Here is a 15,773-nt window from a genome sequence, read left to right on the forward strand (position 1 = left end):
CGTGGTTACGCTTAAAATGGAGATGGCATGAGGCACAGCGCTCTTATCATTATCATGTTGCTGTCGATGCTCATGATGCAGGGATGCGAACAAGGTAGGGATCTACAGCCACAAGATTATTTTGAAGGGACGCAGCTGGACATCGCCAATATCATCTACGAGGGTGACAGACAAAAGCTGGATAAGGTTTTATCGACGGTGAGCAAAGAAACGTTAAATCGACCGGCCAAGGCGGAGATGACGTTGTTATTCTGGGCGATAAATAACGCTATCTTTGACAAGAACACGCCAGAGCGGCTCAAGATCATTACGGATTTGGTCAAGGTGGGGGCAGATCCACTGCAGCCAAGAACTGAGGGGGGGAGTAGCCCAGCTGAATTTGTTATGAAGGCGAATAAAGGCGTATGGATACAAGCTATGTTAGAGGGCGGGCTCTCTCCAAATGCTAAGGATAAGGTTCATAATCAACCCATTATATTCAATAGCATCTTTGCAAAAAATACAGAGACATTAGAGGTCATGTTGGAGCATGGCGCTGATATAAATATAAGAAATTCATTGGGTGATACGCTGCTCATCGATGCTTTAGATTATCACTCCTATGACCACGTCATTCTTCTATTAGAAAAAGGCGCCGATAGTGATATAAGAGGCAACTCGGGTTGGACGATGGGCAATCAACTGCAACGGCTGATTAATAGAAGCCCGGACGGTAGTGAGGCGAAAGCGTCTCTTGAGCGTATCAAAGACGAGCTAATTAAGCGTGGTGGGAAATGGCCACCTCTCCCTGTCAGTCAATAAGCCGTTCTCAGTATTCAAGGGCATAGAGGGATGCTGATACGGTGAAAAAGCAAAGTTGAACCGTGGTTACGCTTAAAATGGAGATGGCATGAGGCACAGGGCTCTTATCATTATCATGTTGCTGTCGATGCTCATGATGCAGGGATGCGAACAAGGTAGGGATCTACAGCCACAAGATTATTTTGAAGGGACGCAGCTGGCCATCGCCAAAACTATCTACGAAGGCGAGAGACAGAAGCTGAATGCGATGTTACCGACGGTAAGCAAAGAAACGTTAAATCGGCCGGCTAAGGCGGATATGACGTTGCTATTCTGGGCGATCAATAACGCTATCTTTGACAAGAACACGCCAGAGCGGCTCAAGATCATTACGGATTTGGTCAAGGCGGGAGCAGACCCATTGCAGCCAAGGCCGGAAGGGAGAAGTAGCCCGGCTGAGTATGTCATGAAAGCGGATAAAGGCGTCTGGATACAGGCTATGCTTGAAGGCGGACTATCGCCTAATGCAAGGGATGAAATAAACAATCAGCCAATAATTTTCAAAAGTTTTCAAGCGGTTAATACAGAGACATTGAGTACTCTAATAGCTTACAAAGCTGATGTTAATATCAAAGGCGCTATGAACCGAATGCCATTAATTAATGCGCTGTATAACAGTTGCCCAGAACACATTGAGGTTCTGTTGGCTCATGGAGCTAATCCATTAGCCAAAGATGATTTTAATGACAGCTTCCTCTCGCTGATTTCTGCGGAAATAGCTAAAGGGGATAAGAGCAATGCGTATATAAAGAAACTAATTAAAATTAAAGAAAAAATAAAACAGGTGAATTAGATAGTCTCGACTATCATGGGGGACAATGCTGGTCTTCTTCCAGTGCAGTAACATGACGTTATGATATACAGGAAGATGATGGAATGAGCCACCAAAGAGCACCCAGCCGACGGCGACGAGAGTGCTGTTGTTAAGTCCCGTTTGTGACGCCATCTCTTTGAACAGTGGCGAACCCACAAGCAGCGTTTCTATGTTGAAACCTGCACATTGATAGGGAGGCTGGCGTAAGCGACGCTCAGAGATAGGATGCTTTATGCCTGACGACGAGGCCGCGACAGCAGGTGTTGCGGGCTGCTTCAGGCAACAAAAAACCCGATTTCCTCACTACAATAATAAAATCAATAATTTACTTGTTTTATAAAGAGTTTTTATACCGATAAAGGGGGAGGAAATACGGGGATTGCCAACCTATGCCGCCACTTTGTCGCCACCTGGCATAGTCGCCAGCGGATTGAATTGCAGGGCTGTTTCGAGGTGCTCCGGTGCAAGGTGAGCATAACGCATAGTCATTTTGATATCATGATGGCCGAGGATGCGTTGCAACACCAGAATGTTGCCGCCAGACATCATAAAGTGCGCCGCAAAGGTATGGCGTAGCACATGCGTTAGTTGACCTTTGGGCAATTGAATGCTGGTGTTCTCAAGCGCGGCCATAAAGCGAAAATAGCATTCGCTGAATAGACGATCATCGCCCCGCGTTACCAACTTCTTGTACAGTGCTTTACTGATCGGAACGCTGCGATTCTTTTTGCCTTTGGTTCGGATGAACGTGATTTTATGCGGTGTTATCTGTGACCGGGTGAGGTTTTCCGCTTCTCGCCAGCGAGCACCAGTACTGAGGCATACCTCGACCACGAGCTGCAAATCAGAATCGCCTTTGCTGCAGGCTGCAAACAACTCTGTGATTTGTGAGTGCGTCAGCCACGCCATTTCCTTTTCTGCAACGGTAAACTTGCGCATGTTTTCCAACGGATTGGGCTGGTTCCATTCGCCTAGCCGTGCCAACTCGCTAAACATGCCGCTTAGGTAGCTTTGCTCAAGATTGACGGTCACAGGTTCTGCGCCGTTTTTCCACTTCTCGGAAAAGTAGATTTCACCGGACAAACGTTTATCACGATAATGCGCGAAGTCTTTAGCGGTGAAGGTGGTAGCAGGGGGATCGCCCAGGGCTTCGATCACAAGGCATAGTTTTCTGTAGGTACGTTCACCAGCAGTGAGAGATTGACCGTGCAGATTGTACCAAAGCTTGGCAACTTCACTCAACTTACGGCGATCAATCGCCTCGCCTAACCATGGTTTATTGTCTACCTGCTCCATAGTGAAGCGTTCAAACGCCAAGGCTTCACCCTTGGTTGCAAACTGCTTGCGTACCCTGCGGCCTTCACGGCCTGCAGGGTAGCATTCACATAACCATTTGCCAGATGATTGTTTCCTAACTGCCATTGTGATCCCTCTTGTAATTTCTGAGGGTATTTAACTGTATGTAAACACAGTGGTCAATGTTTGATTGCATTCAAATAAATAATTTAAAACTGTTAAGTTTATGTATTAATTATTTCATTTGGAGTGTGTCAATTGTATTGGCTACTATTTTAATCATGTTTTCAGGGCGATTGTATGAACCATTGGATAGGTTGTTAACATAATCAATCCACTTGATTCTTATCTCTTCAGTAGGAGTGTCATTACCGCCTGATTCTTGTATTAATGCATTTAATAATATATAAATAGGAAGGGGGTAGTTAGCTGTTCCATAAGGGATTCGATTGATGTTAAATGTTTTAAAAACACTATCTTTGTTAAAATTGTTTAAAGATATTTGTATCGCATTTTCCTTATCAAAACAGCAAATAAAAATCCCAATCACATAAAGAAATTTGCATGCTGGAACTATATCGTCTGTAATTGGATTCGGAGATATCGTTTGATATATTTCCACATGTCTAGCTAGTGTTTCTACTTCTCTTAGAGACAGTCCTTTTAATTTAATTAGGGAAGATATGAATTCTGACGTTGGATTGTCAATTTTGCTTAGTGTTTCTGATTTTGACGCTGTAGTAAACCAGTGAAGGGAGGATGAAAGGACATTGTTATGACTGTCTGGTTTAAAGTATGCTGGTAAATTAACGGTGAATCTAATGAATTTATCTAAATAACGTTTGGCATCAACTGAGTGACCATAAATATGATGGATGGATGCTTCTAGCTGTTTTGTATTTGTTACTAAAACAAAATGCACGTTATCAACTTCAAAAACATGCTTTATATTCTCGAGGATAGAAATGGCAAAGCTAGGTTTACATCGATCTAATTCATCTATAAAAATAACCATTGGTGTTTTTTTTGATATTTCAGTTAGGGCTTCTTTTAGTGCTCTGATGTTTTTATCTGACTCTATATGATCCTCTAATAAAGCCTCAATCGTTCCGTCTATTACTGCATTGCTTGAATCTTTGATAGCCTCTTGAAAATCTTCAGCCAGTTGTTCTGTATTCTGTTTTAACAGCCAGTTTGCCCCGGCTTTAAGAGTTGTTTTTAATCCAAATCTTATAGCAGGTAATGCTTTTTTAATTAAAGTGGAACGTTCTTCTTGAGGCAGTAGTGCTACTATAGCCGCAAGAAGGGTCAGTATTGGTGCATCAGTATGATCCTCATTAAATGCATCGATATACACCACTTTGTAACTATCAGTTTCTTTGCCAATCAGATGAATTAACTTGTGACAAAATTCACTTTTCCCAGTACCCCAGTCACCATCAATAATCATAGGGGAGACATCAATTTTTGAAGTTATTAACTTTATTATGTTATGCGCAATGTCACGTCTTAAATACTCATCTCTATCTTCAAAAGTCATCTCGGTTATTATGTGTTTCATTTTTTCTTCCTTAATTTTACTTTTAAGGGTTATAAGTTGCTCGTTCTTATTTTATACAGGGGAGAATACTGCAATTATTTTAGCTATCACATTTAATTCATTTATCATGCAAGTAAAAGAGCTCTTATGGTCAGATACGCTTGCTTTATTTCCAGGGATGCGAACTATTTCACGAATGCTAATATTTCCATCTATATCTATAAGCCATGTGCCATCATAAATTTCACCATAGGCATGAGTCGCAATGTATTGAATATTTCCATCAATAATCACAACAGGAGTTTTGATGCCTTGAGGAAGAAATGCTTTATCTAGTAAAAAGGTTTCGCCATCCTGTAGTTTTCTGTTCAGGAGCTTTTTACTCGGTACTGCCGCTGCATTAGGTGCTGAAACCACTGTTTGTTCAAACATGTCACCTTGCCCGTATGTTAACCAACGTACAGAGGCACCTGTATCTAAGGCACATTTCAAAACGTATTCCGCAGGAAAAGCGTTGCGGTTTTGCCTGTTCGCAAGAGCGCTCGCCGTGATGCCTAAGGCTTCACACAAAGCAAGCTTAGTTTTGACTCCGTAGGCTTTTACCATCCTTTCGATAACAGCTTTTGCGTCTTGATTGAATTCCATGAACTTCCATTTTGCCAATTTTTGAATTGACATTGTCATTTTGTGGTATTAAATTCACTTCCAATTTGGAAGGGAACACCTTTGTAACCGCTTATCACCACTTAACGCGACCCGCCACAGGTCATCGGAGGATCTTGCACTATGCGTAAAAACATTTCAATCACGGTTCCAACACCGCACGTAACCATAGAAAAATACTGTGAACTCACTGGGTTATCTAAGAATACTGTTGATGATATGCTCGCTGATGGGCGTTTGTCATCATACCGCCATCGCTTAGGTACTGGTGCAAAACGAGAGAAAGTACTCATCAACATGGTGAAGTTGACGCTCAGCGCTCTCTCGGAATGTGAATTTACAGTAAGTGTTTGAGATGTTGCCAGACGCAAAAGGGGAGAGAAATGTTTGATTTTGAAGTTTCAAAACATCCACATTTTGAGATGGCGTGTCGCCAGTTTGCTGTTCGGCAAAACCTTGTGCGCGTTGCTGAACAGATTGAAATGAAGCCGCAGATGCTCCGAAACAAGCTGAACCCAGAACAACCGCATCAGCTGAGTTGCACTGAACTTTTGGCAATCACTGACGCAACAGAAGACTCCAGCTTGGTAGATGCCTTACTGGCACAGTTGAACTGTTTACCTTCAGTGCCAATCAATGAGGCATGTGCTGGCAACATATCCACCTACGCATTAAAAGCAACGGCAGCAGTAGGTTCTGTTGCGGCGGCGGCGGTAGAAGGCGATCACAAAACGGCATCTCGTAAATCCGCTCTACTCGATAGCGTTAACACGGCGATCCGTCATTTGTCGCTAATCGGTCTGACTGTTCAAAATCGCATTCAATCCAATCCGGCTCTGGCCACAACCGTAGATGTTATCGGTGGCTTGGGTGCCGTGGCTGGATTGGCTTGATAACGAAAGGAGAGGGCATGCGGGAAGTTAAAAAAGATCGCATTGAGGCGGCACTTAAACAGCAAATTACAACGGCAAAACAGCGCACTCGACTCTTAAGAGTAATGCAAAAATCTTTAGGCAAAGAAGTTAAAAAAATGGGGTTGAAAGGAGTCCCAATGGAGGAGATTAAGCAAGTGATCGATGCTTTTATATGTCTAGGTGAAATAAAATAGGGAGGCCATTTTCAGACCTCGTGGATAGTATTCAGAAAAACTCGAGAATAGATTTATGGGTTACGGGCATTTTTTCATTCAACTTGGCACCCAGCTCCATATGTAACTCTTTCAGCTCTTCAGCGTGTGAGCTGTTCTTAATTGGTTCCTCAATGTCGTCGAGTATTCTATTTAATTCGGAAAGTAAAGATTTAATAGTATTGATATCACTATCTGACATGCAATAACTCCGTTGTTGGTTGGTTGGTTGTTTTTGGCGATTCGATCCTACCACAGCAACCATGTGCCGGGCATGGCTAAAACCCGGTTTTCATTCTCAACTGCCTATATTGTGGACTGTTGCGAATGGATTAATTAGGAGGGAAAATATATGCCAATGTCTATAGCCCCGCTATTGAAGCAACAAAGCCCATCACGGCATTTTGAACACGGTTTTATTGAACTGCCGGGCGGCAAGCGCTGGCGCCCACGTCACGATCAGGTTGCCTTGCTGCGTGGCCTGTCAACGGCTAAGCCAGTTTCACCGCTGCGTCGTTTTTTCTGCCGTTAATTGGGTCTGTCATGTTGTTGGCTAGTGAAACACAAAAAGCGATCGGTATTAAGCGCATTTCACAGATTAAGCGTGAGCTGTTCCCGCATAAGCGGAATCAGGCGCAAGAGGCTTTTGATAAGTCGCCGGAACATATCCGCAGAACTGTTTGTTTTCATGCCGGGTTGAAAGAGCGGCATATAAGAATGAAGTTTGCAGAAATGAGTTATTCAGAGCGTAAACAAATCGTGTGGGCGCTGAATGACCTGATTGATTTATCAAAAACCTTACCGCGATTTATCAGTGATGATGATTGCGAATTAAACGTTAATTAACCGCATTGCGTAATTCTGGCGTTAACCCGCCGGGCATCGCTTTGTCTGAAATAAGGAATTTACGATGAAAGAATCTTTGCTTCTTACTCCAACTTTAACCAGCTCGGCAAATAACGCCTTTCAGCGTGGTGTTGTCGCTGGTACTTGCCGCGCGGTTTCTACCTTAACAAATGAGTTTCAAGACTTGTTAGATAGCGCGCGTGTTGATGAACGAAAAAACCAATCTCAGGTAGCCGCTGCGCGTTTGGTTCGGCTGGCGGCTCACATCACCCAAGAGGGGTTAACAGCGGTCGAGGCTGTGGAGCTGTTGCGCCAAGAGGCTGAAGCCATCGAGCATCAAGCGCAGGAGCTGCACTAATGGCCGACTTGATGGACTACGAACAGGAGCGGCAAGCGCTGGTATTGGAGGCGCAGATTACAAATGTTCGCAAATCCTCAGCGCTGCCTTCTGCCTTTGTTTGCGAAGAATGTGATGCTCCGATTCCTGCCGCGCGTCGCGCAGCCGTTCCCGGCGTTGATACCTGCGTAAGCTGTCAGCAGATCCGCGAGACGCAAAGTCACCTTTACGCGGGGAAGGCATGACGGAGTTTTCTATTTTGTTCGGCCTGCTGGCGTTGCTGGCAGGTCATTTTATTGCGGCTGATTTAAGCGATTCAGAATTTGCACGCAGACCAGAAAACCAAAATTACGATTAAGGAAATAACATGGAAATTAAAATCGGCTCTGAGTTTGTTATCACCAGCGATAACCTGCAATTCATTCTTAATACGCTGAAGGTAGGGAAAACAGGAAAAAGCGAAGGTCAAGAACGTTACGAGGCGATCGGCTATTACCCTACGATTAACCAGCTTGTGAACGGCCTTATTCATCACAGCGTCCGTAATTCAAGTGTTAATAGCATTGCATCATTGGGCGCGGAGATAGGCCGCATTGGCAATTTGTGCCAAGAGGCTTTTGCTGCATGTGAGGCGGCGAAAGTTCAATGAGCCAAGCGGCTACCGCCTACGCTTACCCATGGAACGAACCGCGCCCGGCTGTTGCCGGGCCGGTAAGACCGCTTACCCGTGAGGAACTCGCTCAGGGGCAAGCTGTTTTAACCAATATTCGCCGCCTGCCGCGCTTCCTCCGCGCCATGTTCTTGACGCGTTACACCAACTTGCTAAAGAGCAAAGGGCTTCACGACGCCAACAAATGGCTGGTATTCCAGTTCGATCGCCGCATCTGGCCGCGCCTGCAAACGGTGAGCGCCAAGAACGCGATGAACCTCGCCGCGTCGATGCGGTTTTCTGCTGAAGTCGAAAACTTCGCAGCTCTGCCCGGTATGGATGATAAAGAGTTACGCCGCCTTGCTGATCGGGTGGCCGGTCAGCTTCTGCAGAATTACGAAGATTACTGCGATGAGTTTGTGGCGGAGAACGGCGGCGACAATGCCGGACTTTTCGAAGATGCCACCCAATCAGAATTTTATGGCCGCATTGCCGATATGGCGCGCGCTTTTAACATCACCCCGATGCACTGGCGCAAATACCGCAAAGGCAAACTGGATGCCCGGTCAGCGATTGCCAGTTTGTCACGGTTGGTTAATTCCGAGTGGTGGGAGCGCCAGTTGAAAGCCCAGCGCACGCAATGGCGCGAGGCGTTGTTGATCGCCGTCGGCAATGTGAACCGTGGGGCATCGTCCTACGCCAGTCGGCAGGCAATCCGCGATGTGAAAGCGCGCCGACAGTCCAATTTTGATTATCTGAACAGCCGCGAACTTGAGAACGTCGAAACCGGCGAACGCTTCAGCCTCATCGACAAGGTGATGGCAAGCATCTCTAACCCGGAAATCCGCCGCAAGGAGTTAATGACGATGATTGCCGGTGTTGAGGAGGCCGCCGCTATCCGTGGTGATAAAGGGATGTTTATCACCCTCACCACCCCATCTAAATATCACCCGACGCGTGCCGTCGGCAAGAACAGCCCAAAGGTGCATTTTAACCATAAGTGGGACGATGAAGCCTACACGCCAAAAGACGGCCAGCGCTATCTTGTGAAGCTGTTTAGCAAGATCCGCACGGCGTTTAAAGATGCGGGCCTGCAGGTCTACGGCGTGCGCGTTGTCGAACCGCACCATGATGCGACGCCGCACTGGCATATGATGCTGTTTACCTCTAAAAAACAGCGCCAGCCGGTGATCGACATCATGCGCCGTTATGCCATGGCTGAAGATGGCGACGAGCGCGGCGCTGCTAAAAATCGTTTTGACTGTAAGCACCTGAACAGAGGCGGTGCGGCGGGCTATATCGCTAAATACATTGCAAAAAATATCGACGGCTACGCGCTGGAAGGCGAACGCGATCATGAAACCGGCGAGCTGTTGACTGATACGGCCGCCGCCGTCACCGCGTGGGCGTCAACGTGGCGTATCCCTCAATTTCACTTTATCGGCCTGCCGTCGCGCGGGGTATGGCGTGAGTGTCGCAAGATCCGCTTTGTCAGTCTGGCCGAGGAGTTTGACGAAAGGGTGGAGGCGGTGCGTGCTGCCGCCGACGCCGGTCTTTTTGCCGATTATATTTTGGCGCAGGGTGGCCCCAACGTTGCCCGCGAAGATCAGACTGTGCGTGTGGCCCGCCGGGTTGCCGACGAGCGCAACGCCTATGATGAAGAGGTGCAGAAAATCGCGGGGATTTTTGCCCCGCACATCGGCGCCGATCGTGTTTATGAAACCCGCACCACGCAATGGCGCATCGTCGCTAAAGCCGTTGCCGTTGAGCCTTTGACTTTGAAAAGCGCCTCCGGCGCGCCTCGGAGTCCTGTCAATAACTGTGGGTTGGTCGGCAGCGGTGGCGCCGAAAATGCGCAGGATGGGGGGCCTGTAGAGGCCGTGGCGGTGATGGAACATGCACCGGAAACCCAGATTGACTGGGAAGACATGACCGTTGCACGGTCTGTTATGACGCGTTTACGGGCAAATGCCCCGCAGATAAACAGGCAGCAAAGAGGAATTGACTCATATAAGCGTATAGAGCCTGCTGCATCGGCCAGATTGACCACTGCCGAGCGCGATCGCGTATCCAAAATTTACTCAGAGCTGGCACTACACGGCATCGAGCCGGCGCGCTGGGAACTTGAGGCACTGGCGCGCGGCGCTAAAGTCAAATTTGGTGATATTTCAATGTACTATCCGGCGGTTAGCGATTGGGCGGGCTTCCAATAATTTCTTGCTCAATTAAATCCGATAAGCATATACTGTATATGCATACAGTAATTAAGCATCGGAGGGAAAGGGTGCAAGCAGTGGATGAAGTGGTTGTTTTAGAAAGAATTGAACTCATCGCCCGTCTGGGGGTTTGTTATGAGAGCCAAGCGAAAGACAAAGACATTGCACTGATATGGATTTCAGAACTGGCGGGGGAGATGAAAACCAGCATTGCCCCTGAAAAAGCAGAAGTGATCAGGCAGCTTGCCGCGATCTCTTAATCCATAGGTGACGTATGAGACGAGATTTAAACTTAGCCGGGGCGTTTATGGAGGCGCTGAACTTCAACGAGAACGGCAAGGGCCGCCGCATAAAGACCGTTGATTTCATTCACGCCGCAAACAGGCTCGGCACACACCTAACGCCTGAAGAGGCGAATTACTACATCAAGCACCAGTCCGGCCACGTTTTCAGGCTGATTGACGAGGGGCGTTATCAGCACAACACATATCTTTATCTGGGCTAAAAATTTTATTAGCTCAGACTTGATCTGATATTGTCACAGCACAGAGCTTAACCTAACGGGGCCGCTCTGTGCCAGAAACGGACGTTGCGCGGTACGTTAGTTATGATACGAAATGTTTGCGTAAAATTTTTTCTAATAGTGAAAAAATTACCGTAACCCTTTTTGGAGTAATCGTCTGATAAGGTCGATATAAATAAAATTGCCATTTCTCCTGTCGCAGTTCTGGCAGGGGTTTTATGAGTTGACCATTTGCTAAGTACTCTCTACAGATAAAATCGCTGGACTGTACAACCGTCTTGCCAGCCAAAGCGGCCTGAATTTCTACGTATGGGTCCGTAGTATAAAATTCAATATGACGAGGAGAAAAAGTATTCACCGCGTCACTCATAAATTCAAAGATTTTTTCCGTTTCAGGATTAAGTAAACCGCTGAATGGATAACGTTGCCGAAGATCTTCTAAATCCGTTGGTGCTCCTAGGCGCGCAACGAGTTCTGGGGATGCAACCAAAATATGTTCCACCTGCGTGATATTTTTAATGATAAAGTTTGGATTAGGTTCTCGCCCGACGCGTATACCTATATCGATACGATGCTCGACAGTATCAAGTTTCCTTATATCTAAACGCCAGTCGATAAATAATTCAGGATATGGGCGTAGCGCAGTCAATAGTTCATATAACACTTGTTCATGCTTTGGAAATCGAAGCGACGTGATACGGACAATGCCCTTCATTTCATTATCATCTTTCGCCGTCTGAAATAGTTTTTCCGAATCCTCTAGCAGTCGCCTGGCTTGAGGTAAAAAATGCTCGCCAAAACTTGTGAGAAAGATCGAGCGAGTATTGCGTCTGAAAAGAGGTTCATCAAGCTGTTTCTCCAGCTCAGCGATTGTTCGTGTTACAACCGATGGTGAAACCGAAAGCTTTATAGAGGCTTCGCGGAAGTTGAGGGTCTCAGCGGCGATGATAAAAAACTTCAGAGCATCAAGTTTGTTCATGATTGTTGTGAAAGTTGCAATAATGTTTTTTGATATTAGCAATTAATTTGCAATTATTCTAGGCATATAATCAAATTATCAAACAAGGAACCTATCGTATCTTTTTATCAGAACTTAGAAGAGTAACTTATGGCAATACAACCCGTAGAATTAAACAAAGCCTATCGTTTATTGCAGGTCGGGCCAACGACGATGATATCGGCTAAAAATAATGGTATTGAAAATGTCATGGCAGCTGCCTGGGTGGGATTAGTAGGCAATAACAAAGTGATGGCCTTTATAGGCCCACAGGCATTTACACGCGGTCTTGTCGAAAGAAGTGGATATTACGTTGTCCAGATCCCAGTAGTAAATCAGATGGAAATGGTTTTATATGCGGGCGGTCACAGTTATTCTGACACACCCGATAAAAATAGTAAAATCCCACTTTTTTATCAGAAAGAGTTCGATCTGCCTTTAGTTGAAGGTTGCGCTGGCTGGCTAGTCTGTAAGGTTATACCCAATGAAGAAAATGAAAAGCAGCACAACTTGTTCATGGGTGAAATTGTCGGAGCATGGAGTGATGACCGCGTTTTCAGGAATGGGCACTGGATTTTTGATGATGCGCCTGATGAATTACGTACTGTCCATTACGTGGCTGGCGGACAGTTTTACGCCATTGGAAAAGGTACAAAATTTAATTATGGTCCGGGAAAAGACTAATCCTTACTTCTGTATAAGTGTAGCCATATAACATGGTTACATAGAGGTAGGAGAATAAAAATCAACCAGCTTAAGATGTCCGCTCCTCGCTCATAGCTGCCCTTGATCGTCGATCCGATCACTCCGTGCCAGGCGTAGTCGGGGTATTTTTACCTTTTACCTAGGAACCCAAGAGAAAGTGCCAGCACTCCCACACATTCGTTAGTTCCATTAACGAATGTGTGGGACAGAGCCCCCTCTTTTTCATCAAAGAGAAACATTCACATTCGAAACTTTATACAGAACATGTTCGGACAGGGGATCACTTTGATTCAAGGCGGGATGGAAAAAATGTCCCTGCTTATGCATTCCTAGCCGTTTCATCAAATTTTCCGATGGAGAGTTATGAATCGAGGTGAATGAAACAACCTCGTCGAGTTTCAGCATATTAAATGCGTAAGCGAGAGCAGCCTCAGCCGCTTCTTTTGCAATCCCTTTATGCCAGAAATTTTTACTTAACCGCCAGCCGATTTCTGTGCAAGGTGAAAAATCGAAACGGTCTGGTTGATGGGCCAAACCAACAAATCCAACAAACTCATTAGTTGCTTTTAACTCAGTAGCCCAAATCCCCCATCCGTGATTTAGTTCAATATCCTCTTTAAAGCGCCAAGCTAACTTATCACTTTCCTCGTAACTCAAGGTTGCAGGGAAATACTTCATAACTTCTGGGTCAGCATTTAGTTTAGCAAATGGCTCTAAATCACTTACTTTCCATTGTCGGAGGATCAGACGATTAGTCTCTAACATTAATTATGGTCCTTTCAAAATATTAATGCCTCATCCTAATTCCACGCCTAAACTAAAGCAATGGAAACAGTAAATCTTTTCTGCTGGTAAAGTAACGCGCAGAGCAGTTCAGCAGCTTTCTCTACGTTTCCACTAATACTTGGGCAGCGGTCAACGTCAGCTCTTCGCTCAGAGCGGACTTTTAGATTTGATTGTGTGCTGCTAGCTCAAGTCTAAGCTAAATACCCTATGCATGCATTAGATGCATGAATTTGCATGATGATCCGGTGTGAGTTTTATCCCCACAGCGCCAGCACTGGCGCGGATCGTGCCTGATCATGCAAGTGCATTAAAAGCGACACGTGAAGCGGGCAGGCGAGGCGGGGATAGCATTGCGCGCAAGCCGTGTTTAACCCCTCTCAAAAGAGCCGCCAGCGTCCCGTCACGGCGATTTATCGCAATACTTGTATGAGAATGGGGTTTGATGTCGTGGCGCCATGATGGCGCTCTCAGGGGCTTACAGCGCACTGCATAATATCGCCAATCAGTGACACCAAAAAACGACACCATAATATTCTTGCAATAGTGTCATAAAGTGATACTATAAACCCCATGAACAAACGACACCAAAAAACGCTGTCAGATGTGTTTGCCCGGCCTGTCAACGGTTCTATAAAGTGGTCTGATATTGAGGCGCTTTTTACCGCATTAGGGGCGGAGATTCACGAAAGGGAAGGTTCTAGGATCGCGGTGCTGTTGAAAGGTGAAAAAAGAGTCTTTCACCGGCCACACCCCAGACCTACCACTGACAAGGGAGCGGTTAACTCCATTCGGATCTGGTTGGATAGCTTAGGAATAAAACCATGATGAATAACACACTGAAAATTGACGGCCATACGGCCGTCATCAACTTCGACCCTGAAATTGAAATGTTCCGGGGCGAGTTTGTCGGGCTGAATGGCGGCGCCGACTTCTACGCCTACAGCGTGGACGAGCTGAAGAAAGAAGGCGCGATCTCACTCGCGGTCTTTCTCGATGAGTGCCAAAAAGACGGCATCGAGCCTTACAAGTCGTACAGTGGCAAAGTAACGACACGCCTGTCGCCGGAACGTCATCAGGCGTTGGCTCTTGCCGCACAGGCCACCGGGCAGTCGATTAATGAACTGCTAAATGAGGGTGTCGATCTAGTTATCGAGAAGCACTCTTAATTTTAATTGGCCTACGTAAGTAGGCCAATTAACAGGAGGTAAAGTGGCTAATAATATTCATTGTGAATTAAAAAAAACAAAAGATGGGTTGTTTAATTATTCTGTAAAAAACAGAAAAGGCGAAATAATTTTCCAAAGTGAAGATTATACAAATAAACATGCAGCCATTACTAGTTTTGAAGTTCTTGTTGAGGCTCTTAGTAAAGACGAATATGAAGAGAAATACGAATTTGATAGTTTCAGGAAACCTTACATATCAATTGAAAATAATTATAATAACGTTGTAAAAAGCAAATCCTTTGAAAATTACTCTGAAGCTAAACTTTCATTTCTTAATTTGAAGAAAAACATCAATCAAATGAAGAATGATATAGATAGTATAAATTCAGAAAAGGTATCTGGAAAGGATAATAGAGTATCGAGTGTCGTTGATTTTATAACTAGAGTTTCGAAGGTAAAAAGGGAAAAAGGATGCCTTTATTATTTCAGAGGACATGCGAATTACCTTTATGAATTGGTTCCGGGGATATATAGAAAGGAAAAGAGATGGATTAATCATGAGCACAAGTTATTTAGAGAGATAATGCTTAAATGTCCATCCGATTTCAAAGGGAATAACACGACATTTCAGAATCTTGTTAAAATGCAGCACTATGCTTTACCGACCAGACTGCTTGACATTACCTCCAATGCATTAATGGCATTGTATTTTGCGTGCATTGGTGAGAGGGAGAAGGGACAGGATGGAGAGGTGATAATTTTCAAAATAAATGATTCCGATGTAAGATATTTTGATGATGTAGAAGTTTCTTTGCTTTCAAATTTAAGCAAGCAGGACTATTTGTTTAAAATAAAAAATAGGCTGCGGATAAGCAACATTCCAATCACACAATCAGATTCGTGGACGCAGCTTAACATTAAAAGAATAGTGGATGCAGTTCAACGCGATGGCTGTTATATAGACTCGGATATTACTTCTGGTGATTTCAATAAGGTTATTTGTGTTAAGCCTGAAATGGATAACCCAAGAATAATACGACAAGATGGAGCGTTTTTGCTCTTTGGTATGAATAATGAAAAGAAGATGCCGCCTACATTGCCAGATTCATATTTATATCAAGGTGATGAGGGTAAGCTTATAATAAAATCAGAGGAAAAAGAAAGGATAATTTCCGAACTTGAATCGCTAGGTATATCAGCAAGTGGCGTTTATCCAGAAATAGAGCATGTAGCATTACATATAAAAAACAAATACTCATAAGGTAAAAA

23 protein-coding genes are annotated in these 15,773 nt (G+C 45.0%); 17 read left to right on the forward strand and 6 right to left on the reverse strand.

Going from position 1 to position 15,773, the window contains the following annotated elements; all coding sequences use genetic code 11:
• The first annotated feature begins 27 nt into the window (after nt 1–27).
• A complete protein-coding gene (locus ACJ8J1_RS14165) occupies nt 28–801 on the forward strand; it encodes an ankyrin repeat domain-containing protein (RefSeq protein WP_033642517.1) in 774 nt (257 codons plus the stop codon).
• Between the two features lie 88 nt (nt 802–889).
• Nucleotides 890–1,633 carry an ankyrin repeat domain-containing protein gene (locus tag ACJ8J1_RS14170; RefSeq protein WP_033642520.1) on the forward strand — a complete coding sequence of 248 codons (744 nt, stop codon included), beginning with the start codon at nt 890–892 and terminating at the stop codon, nt 1,631–1,633.
• Nucleotides 1,634–2,041: 408 nt separating this feature from the next.
• On the opposite strand, the gene ACJ8J1_RS14175 is transcribed toward ACJ8J1_RS14170, so the two are convergent.
• From ACJ8J1_RS14175 to ACJ8J1_RS14185, 3 genes are all read right to left on the reverse strand, one after another.
• Entirely contained in the window at nt 2,042–3,076 is a 1,035-nt protein-coding gene (locus tag ACJ8J1_RS14175) for a phage integrase (RefSeq protein WP_442520349.1), read from the reverse strand.
• Between the two features lie 109 nt (nt 3,077–3,185).
• Complete coding sequence (locus ACJ8J1_RS14180) at nt 3,186–4,511, reverse strand: KAP family P-loop NTPase fold protein (protein WP_442520350.1); 1,326 nt, start codon at nt 4,509–4,511, stop codon at nt 3,186–3,188.
• Between the two features lie 51 nt (nt 4,512–4,562).
• The gene (locus tag ACJ8J1_RS14185; RefSeq protein ID WP_442520351.1) at nt 4,563–5,135 is read right to left on the reverse strand and encodes a phage repressor protein CI; all 573 of its coding nucleotides are present in this window, start codon (nt 5,133–5,135) and stop codon (nt 4,563–4,565) included.
• Between the two features lie 141 nt (nt 5,136–5,276).
• Here ACJ8J1_RS14185 and ACJ8J1_RS14190 point away from each other — a divergent pair, with 141 nt between their 5' ends.
• The 3 genes from ACJ8J1_RS14190 to ACJ8J1_RS14200 are packed head-to-tail and all read left to right on the forward strand — an operon-like array spanning nt 5,277 to nt 6,261.
• Nucleotides 5,277–5,507, forward strand: a complete 231-nt coding sequence (locus tag ACJ8J1_RS14190; protein WP_442520352.1) for a regulator — start codon at nt 5,277–5,279, stop codon at nt 5,505–5,507.
• Nucleotides 5,508–5,536: 29 nt separating this feature from the next.
• Nucleotides 5,537–6,046 carry a phage regulatory CII family protein gene (locus tag ACJ8J1_RS14195; RefSeq protein ID WP_442520353.1) on the forward strand — a complete coding sequence of 170 codons (510 nt, stop codon included), beginning with the start codon at nt 5,537–5,539 and terminating at the stop codon, nt 6,044–6,046.
• A 17-nt stretch (nt 6,047–6,063) separates the two neighbouring features.
• Nucleotides 6,064–6,261 carry a hypothetical protein gene (locus tag ACJ8J1_RS14200; RefSeq protein ID WP_442520354.1) on the forward strand — a complete coding sequence of 66 codons (198 nt, stop codon included), beginning with the start codon at nt 6,064–6,066 and terminating at the stop codon, nt 6,259–6,261.
• 31 nt (nt 6,262–6,292) lie between these two features.
• On the opposite strand, the gene ACJ8J1_RS14205 is transcribed toward ACJ8J1_RS14200, so the two are convergent.
• The gene (locus ACJ8J1_RS14205) at nt 6,293–6,481 is read right to left on the reverse strand and encodes a hypothetical protein (protein ID WP_442520355.1); all 189 of its coding nucleotides are present in this window, start codon (nt 6,479–6,481) and stop codon (nt 6,293–6,295) included.
• 150 nt (nt 6,482–6,631) lie between these two features.
• On the opposite strand from ACJ8J1_RS14205, the gene ACJ8J1_RS14210 reads away from it, so the two are divergent.
• The 8 genes from ACJ8J1_RS14210 (at nt 6,632) to ACJ8J1_RS14245 (ending at nt 10,832) form a co-directional block, all read left to right on the forward strand.
• Nucleotides 6,632–6,811: a phage filamentation protein Fil family protein gene (locus tag ACJ8J1_RS14210; RefSeq protein ID WP_072265516.1), complete on the forward strand. Its 180-nt coding sequence runs from the start codon at nt 6,632–6,634 to the stop codon at nt 6,809–6,811.
• A gap of 11 nt (nt 6,812–6,822) precedes the next feature.
• Nucleotides 6,823–7,125 carry a hypothetical protein gene (locus ACJ8J1_RS14215; RefSeq protein ID WP_128868858.1) on the forward strand — a complete coding sequence of 101 codons (303 nt, stop codon included), beginning with the start codon at nt 6,823–6,825 and terminating at the stop codon, nt 7,123–7,125.
• A gap of 64 nt (nt 7,126–7,189) precedes the next feature.
• Nucleotides 7,190–7,483 carry a DUF2732 family protein gene (locus tag ACJ8J1_RS14220; RefSeq protein WP_442520356.1) on the forward strand — a complete coding sequence of 98 codons (294 nt, stop codon included), beginning with the start codon at nt 7,190–7,192 and terminating at the stop codon, nt 7,481–7,483.
• On the forward strand, nt 7,483–7,707 hold the full coding sequence (locus ACJ8J1_RS14225; RefSeq protein ID WP_442520357.1) for a TraR/DksA C4-type zinc finger protein: 225 nt from the start codon (nt 7,483–7,485) through the stop codon (nt 7,705–7,707). Before ACJ8J1_RS14220 ends, ACJ8J1_RS14225 begins: the two co-directional genes overlap by 1 nt.
• 122 nt (nt 7,708–7,829) lie before the next feature.
• Nucleotides 7,830–8,111 carry a DUF5405 family protein gene (locus ACJ8J1_RS14230; RefSeq protein WP_442520358.1) on the forward strand — a complete coding sequence of 94 codons (282 nt, stop codon included), beginning with the start codon at nt 7,830–7,832 and terminating at the stop codon, nt 8,109–8,111.
• Nucleotides 8,108–10,324 carry a replication endonuclease gene (locus ACJ8J1_RS14235; RefSeq protein WP_442520359.1) on the forward strand — a complete coding sequence of 739 codons (2,217 nt, stop codon included), beginning with the start codon at nt 8,108–8,110 and terminating at the stop codon, nt 10,322–10,324. The genes ACJ8J1_RS14230 and ACJ8J1_RS14235 overlap by 4 nt, the downstream gene beginning before the upstream one ends.
• Nucleotides 10,325–10,404: 80 nt before the next feature.
• Nucleotides 10,405–10,587: a hypothetical protein gene (locus ACJ8J1_RS14240; protein WP_102780101.1), complete on the forward strand. Its 183-nt coding sequence runs from the start codon at nt 10,405–10,407 to the stop codon at nt 10,585–10,587.
• 47 nt (nt 10,588–10,634) lie between these two features.
• A complete protein-coding gene (locus ACJ8J1_RS14245) occupies nt 10,635–10,832 on the forward strand; it encodes a hypothetical protein (RefSeq protein ID WP_060442994.1) in 198 nt (65 codons plus the stop codon).
• A gap of 100 nt (nt 10,833–10,932) precedes the next feature.
• On the opposite strand, the gene ACJ8J1_RS14250 is transcribed toward ACJ8J1_RS14245, so the two are convergent.
• Nucleotides 10,933–11,829, reverse strand: a complete 897-nt coding sequence (locus ACJ8J1_RS14250; protein ID WP_076740541.1) for a LysR family transcriptional regulator — start codon at nt 11,827–11,829, stop codon at nt 10,933–10,935.
• A gap of 129 nt (nt 11,830–11,958) precedes the next feature.
• Here ACJ8J1_RS14250 and ACJ8J1_RS14255 point away from each other — a divergent pair, with 129 nt between their 5' ends.
• On the forward strand, nt 11,959–12,531 hold the full coding sequence (locus tag ACJ8J1_RS14255) for a flavin reductase family protein (protein ID WP_076740403.1): 573 nt from the start codon (nt 11,959–11,961) through the stop codon (nt 12,529–12,531).
• 246 nt (nt 12,532–12,777) lie between these two features.
• Here the strand turns inward: ACJ8J1_RS14255 and ACJ8J1_RS14260 are convergent, their stop codons facing one another.
• Nucleotides 12,778–13,317, reverse strand: a complete 540-nt coding sequence (locus tag ACJ8J1_RS14260; RefSeq protein WP_128868859.1) for a GNAT family N-acetyltransferase — start codon at nt 13,315–13,317, stop codon at nt 12,778–12,780.
• A 591-nt stretch (nt 13,318–13,908) separates the two neighbouring features.
• Between ACJ8J1_RS14260 and ACJ8J1_RS14265 the strand changes: the two genes are divergently transcribed.
• Genes ACJ8J1_RS14265 through ACJ8J1_RS14275 form a run of 3 tightly spaced genes read left to right on the forward strand, consistent with a single transcriptional unit; the run spans nt 13,909 to nt 15,765 of the window.
• Complete coding sequence (locus ACJ8J1_RS14265) at nt 13,909–14,163, forward strand: type II toxin-antitoxin system HicA family toxin (RefSeq protein WP_071605322.1); 255 nt, start codon at nt 13,909–13,911, stop codon at nt 14,161–14,163.
• Complete coding sequence (locus ACJ8J1_RS14270; RefSeq protein ID WP_233496209.1) at nt 14,160–14,504, forward strand: type II toxin-antitoxin system HicB family antitoxin; 345 nt, start codon at nt 14,160–14,162, stop codon at nt 14,502–14,504. The genes ACJ8J1_RS14265 and ACJ8J1_RS14270 overlap by 4 nt, the downstream gene beginning before the upstream one ends.
• 43 nt (nt 14,505–14,547) lie before the next feature.
• The gene (locus ACJ8J1_RS14275; RefSeq protein ID WP_128868611.1) at nt 14,548–15,765 is read left to right on the forward strand and encodes an FRG domain-containing protein; all 1,218 of its coding nucleotides are present in this window, start codon (nt 14,548–14,550) and stop codon (nt 15,763–15,765) included.
• The last annotated feature ends 8 nt before the right edge of the window (nt 15,766–15,773 follow it).

The sequence above is a fragment of the Serratia sp. CY37869 genome (assembly GCF_052168895.1).
GTDB classification, from domain to species: Bacteria; Pseudomonadota; Gammaproteobacteria; order Enterobacterales; family Enterobacteriaceae; genus Serratia; species Serratia ureilytica.

What these genes read in the sequence shown, in the direction of transcription:
- ACJ8J1_RS14165 (WP_033642517.1), top strand. Translation starts at nt 28, where the DNA reads ATGAGGCACAGCGCTCTTATCATTATCATGTTGCTGTCGATGCTCATG.
- ACJ8J1_RS14170 (WP_033642520.1), top strand. Translation starts at nt 890, where the DNA reads ATGAGGCACAGGGCTCTTATCATTATCATGTTGCTGTCGATGCTCATG.
- ACJ8J1_RS14175 (WP_442520349.1), bottom strand. Translation starts at nt 3,076, where the DNA reads ATGGCAGTTAGGAAACAATCATCTGGCAAATGGTTATGTGAATGCTAC.
- ACJ8J1_RS14180 (WP_442520350.1), bottom strand. Translation starts at nt 4,511, where the DNA reads ATGAAACACATAATAACCGAGATGACTTTTGAAGATAGAGATGAGTAT.
- ACJ8J1_RS14185 (WP_442520351.1), bottom strand. Translation starts at nt 5,135, where the DNA reads ATGGAATTCAATCAAGACGCAAAAGCTGTTATCGAAAGGATGGTAAAA.
- ACJ8J1_RS14190 (WP_442520352.1), top strand. Translation starts at nt 5,277, where the DNA reads ATGCGTAAAAACATTTCAATCACGGTTCCAACACCGCACGTAACCATA.
- ACJ8J1_RS14195 (WP_442520353.1), top strand. Translation starts at nt 5,537, where the DNA reads ATGTTTGATTTTGAAGTTTCAAAACATCCACATTTTGAGATGGCGTGT.
- ACJ8J1_RS14200 (WP_442520354.1), top strand. Translation starts at nt 6,064, where the DNA reads ATGCGGGAAGTTAAAAAAGATCGCATTGAGGCGGCACTTAAACAGCAA.
- ACJ8J1_RS14205 (WP_442520355.1), bottom strand. Translation starts at nt 6,481, where the DNA reads ATGTCAGATAGTGATATCAATACTATTAAATCTTTACTTTCCGAATTA.
- ACJ8J1_RS14210 (WP_072265516.1), top strand. Translation starts at nt 6,632, where the DNA reads ATGCCAATGTCTATAGCCCCGCTATTGAAGCAACAAAGCCCATCACGG.
- ACJ8J1_RS14215 (WP_128868858.1), top strand. Translation starts at nt 6,823, where the DNA reads ATGTTGTTGGCTAGTGAAACACAAAAAGCGATCGGTATTAAGCGCATT.
- ACJ8J1_RS14220 (WP_442520356.1), top strand. Translation starts at nt 7,190, where the DNA reads ATGAAAGAATCTTTGCTTCTTACTCCAACTTTAACCAGCTCGGCAAAT.
- ACJ8J1_RS14225 (WP_442520357.1), top strand. Translation starts at nt 7,483, where the DNA reads ATGGCCGACTTGATGGACTACGAACAGGAGCGGCAAGCGCTGGTATTG.
- ACJ8J1_RS14230 (WP_442520358.1), top strand. Translation starts at nt 7,830, where the DNA reads ATGGAAATTAAAATCGGCTCTGAGTTTGTTATCACCAGCGATAACCTG.
- ACJ8J1_RS14235 (WP_442520359.1), top strand. Translation starts at nt 8,108, where the DNA reads ATGAGCCAAGCGGCTACCGCCTACGCTTACCCATGGAACGAACCGCGC.
- ACJ8J1_RS14245 (WP_060442994.1), top strand. Translation starts at nt 10,635, where the DNA reads ATGGAGGCGCTGAACTTCAACGAGAACGGCAAGGGCCGCCGCATAAAG.
- ACJ8J1_RS14250 (WP_076740541.1), bottom strand. Translation starts at nt 11,829, where the DNA reads ATGAACAAACTTGATGCTCTGAAGTTTTTTATCATCGCCGCTGAGACC.
- ACJ8J1_RS14255 (WP_076740403.1), top strand. Translation starts at nt 11,959, where the DNA reads ATGGCAATACAACCCGTAGAATTAAACAAAGCCTATCGTTTATTGCAG.
- ACJ8J1_RS14260 (WP_128868859.1), bottom strand. Translation starts at nt 13,317, where the DNA reads ATGTTAGAGACTAATCGTCTGATCCTCCGACAATGGAAAGTAAGTGAT.
- ACJ8J1_RS14265 (WP_071605322.1), top strand. Translation starts at nt 13,909, where the DNA reads ATGAACAAACGACACCAAAAAACGCTGTCAGATGTGTTTGCCCGGCCT.
- ACJ8J1_RS14270 (WP_233496209.1), top strand. Translation starts at nt 14,160, where the DNA reads ATGATGAATAACACACTGAAAATTGACGGCCATACGGCCGTCATCAAC.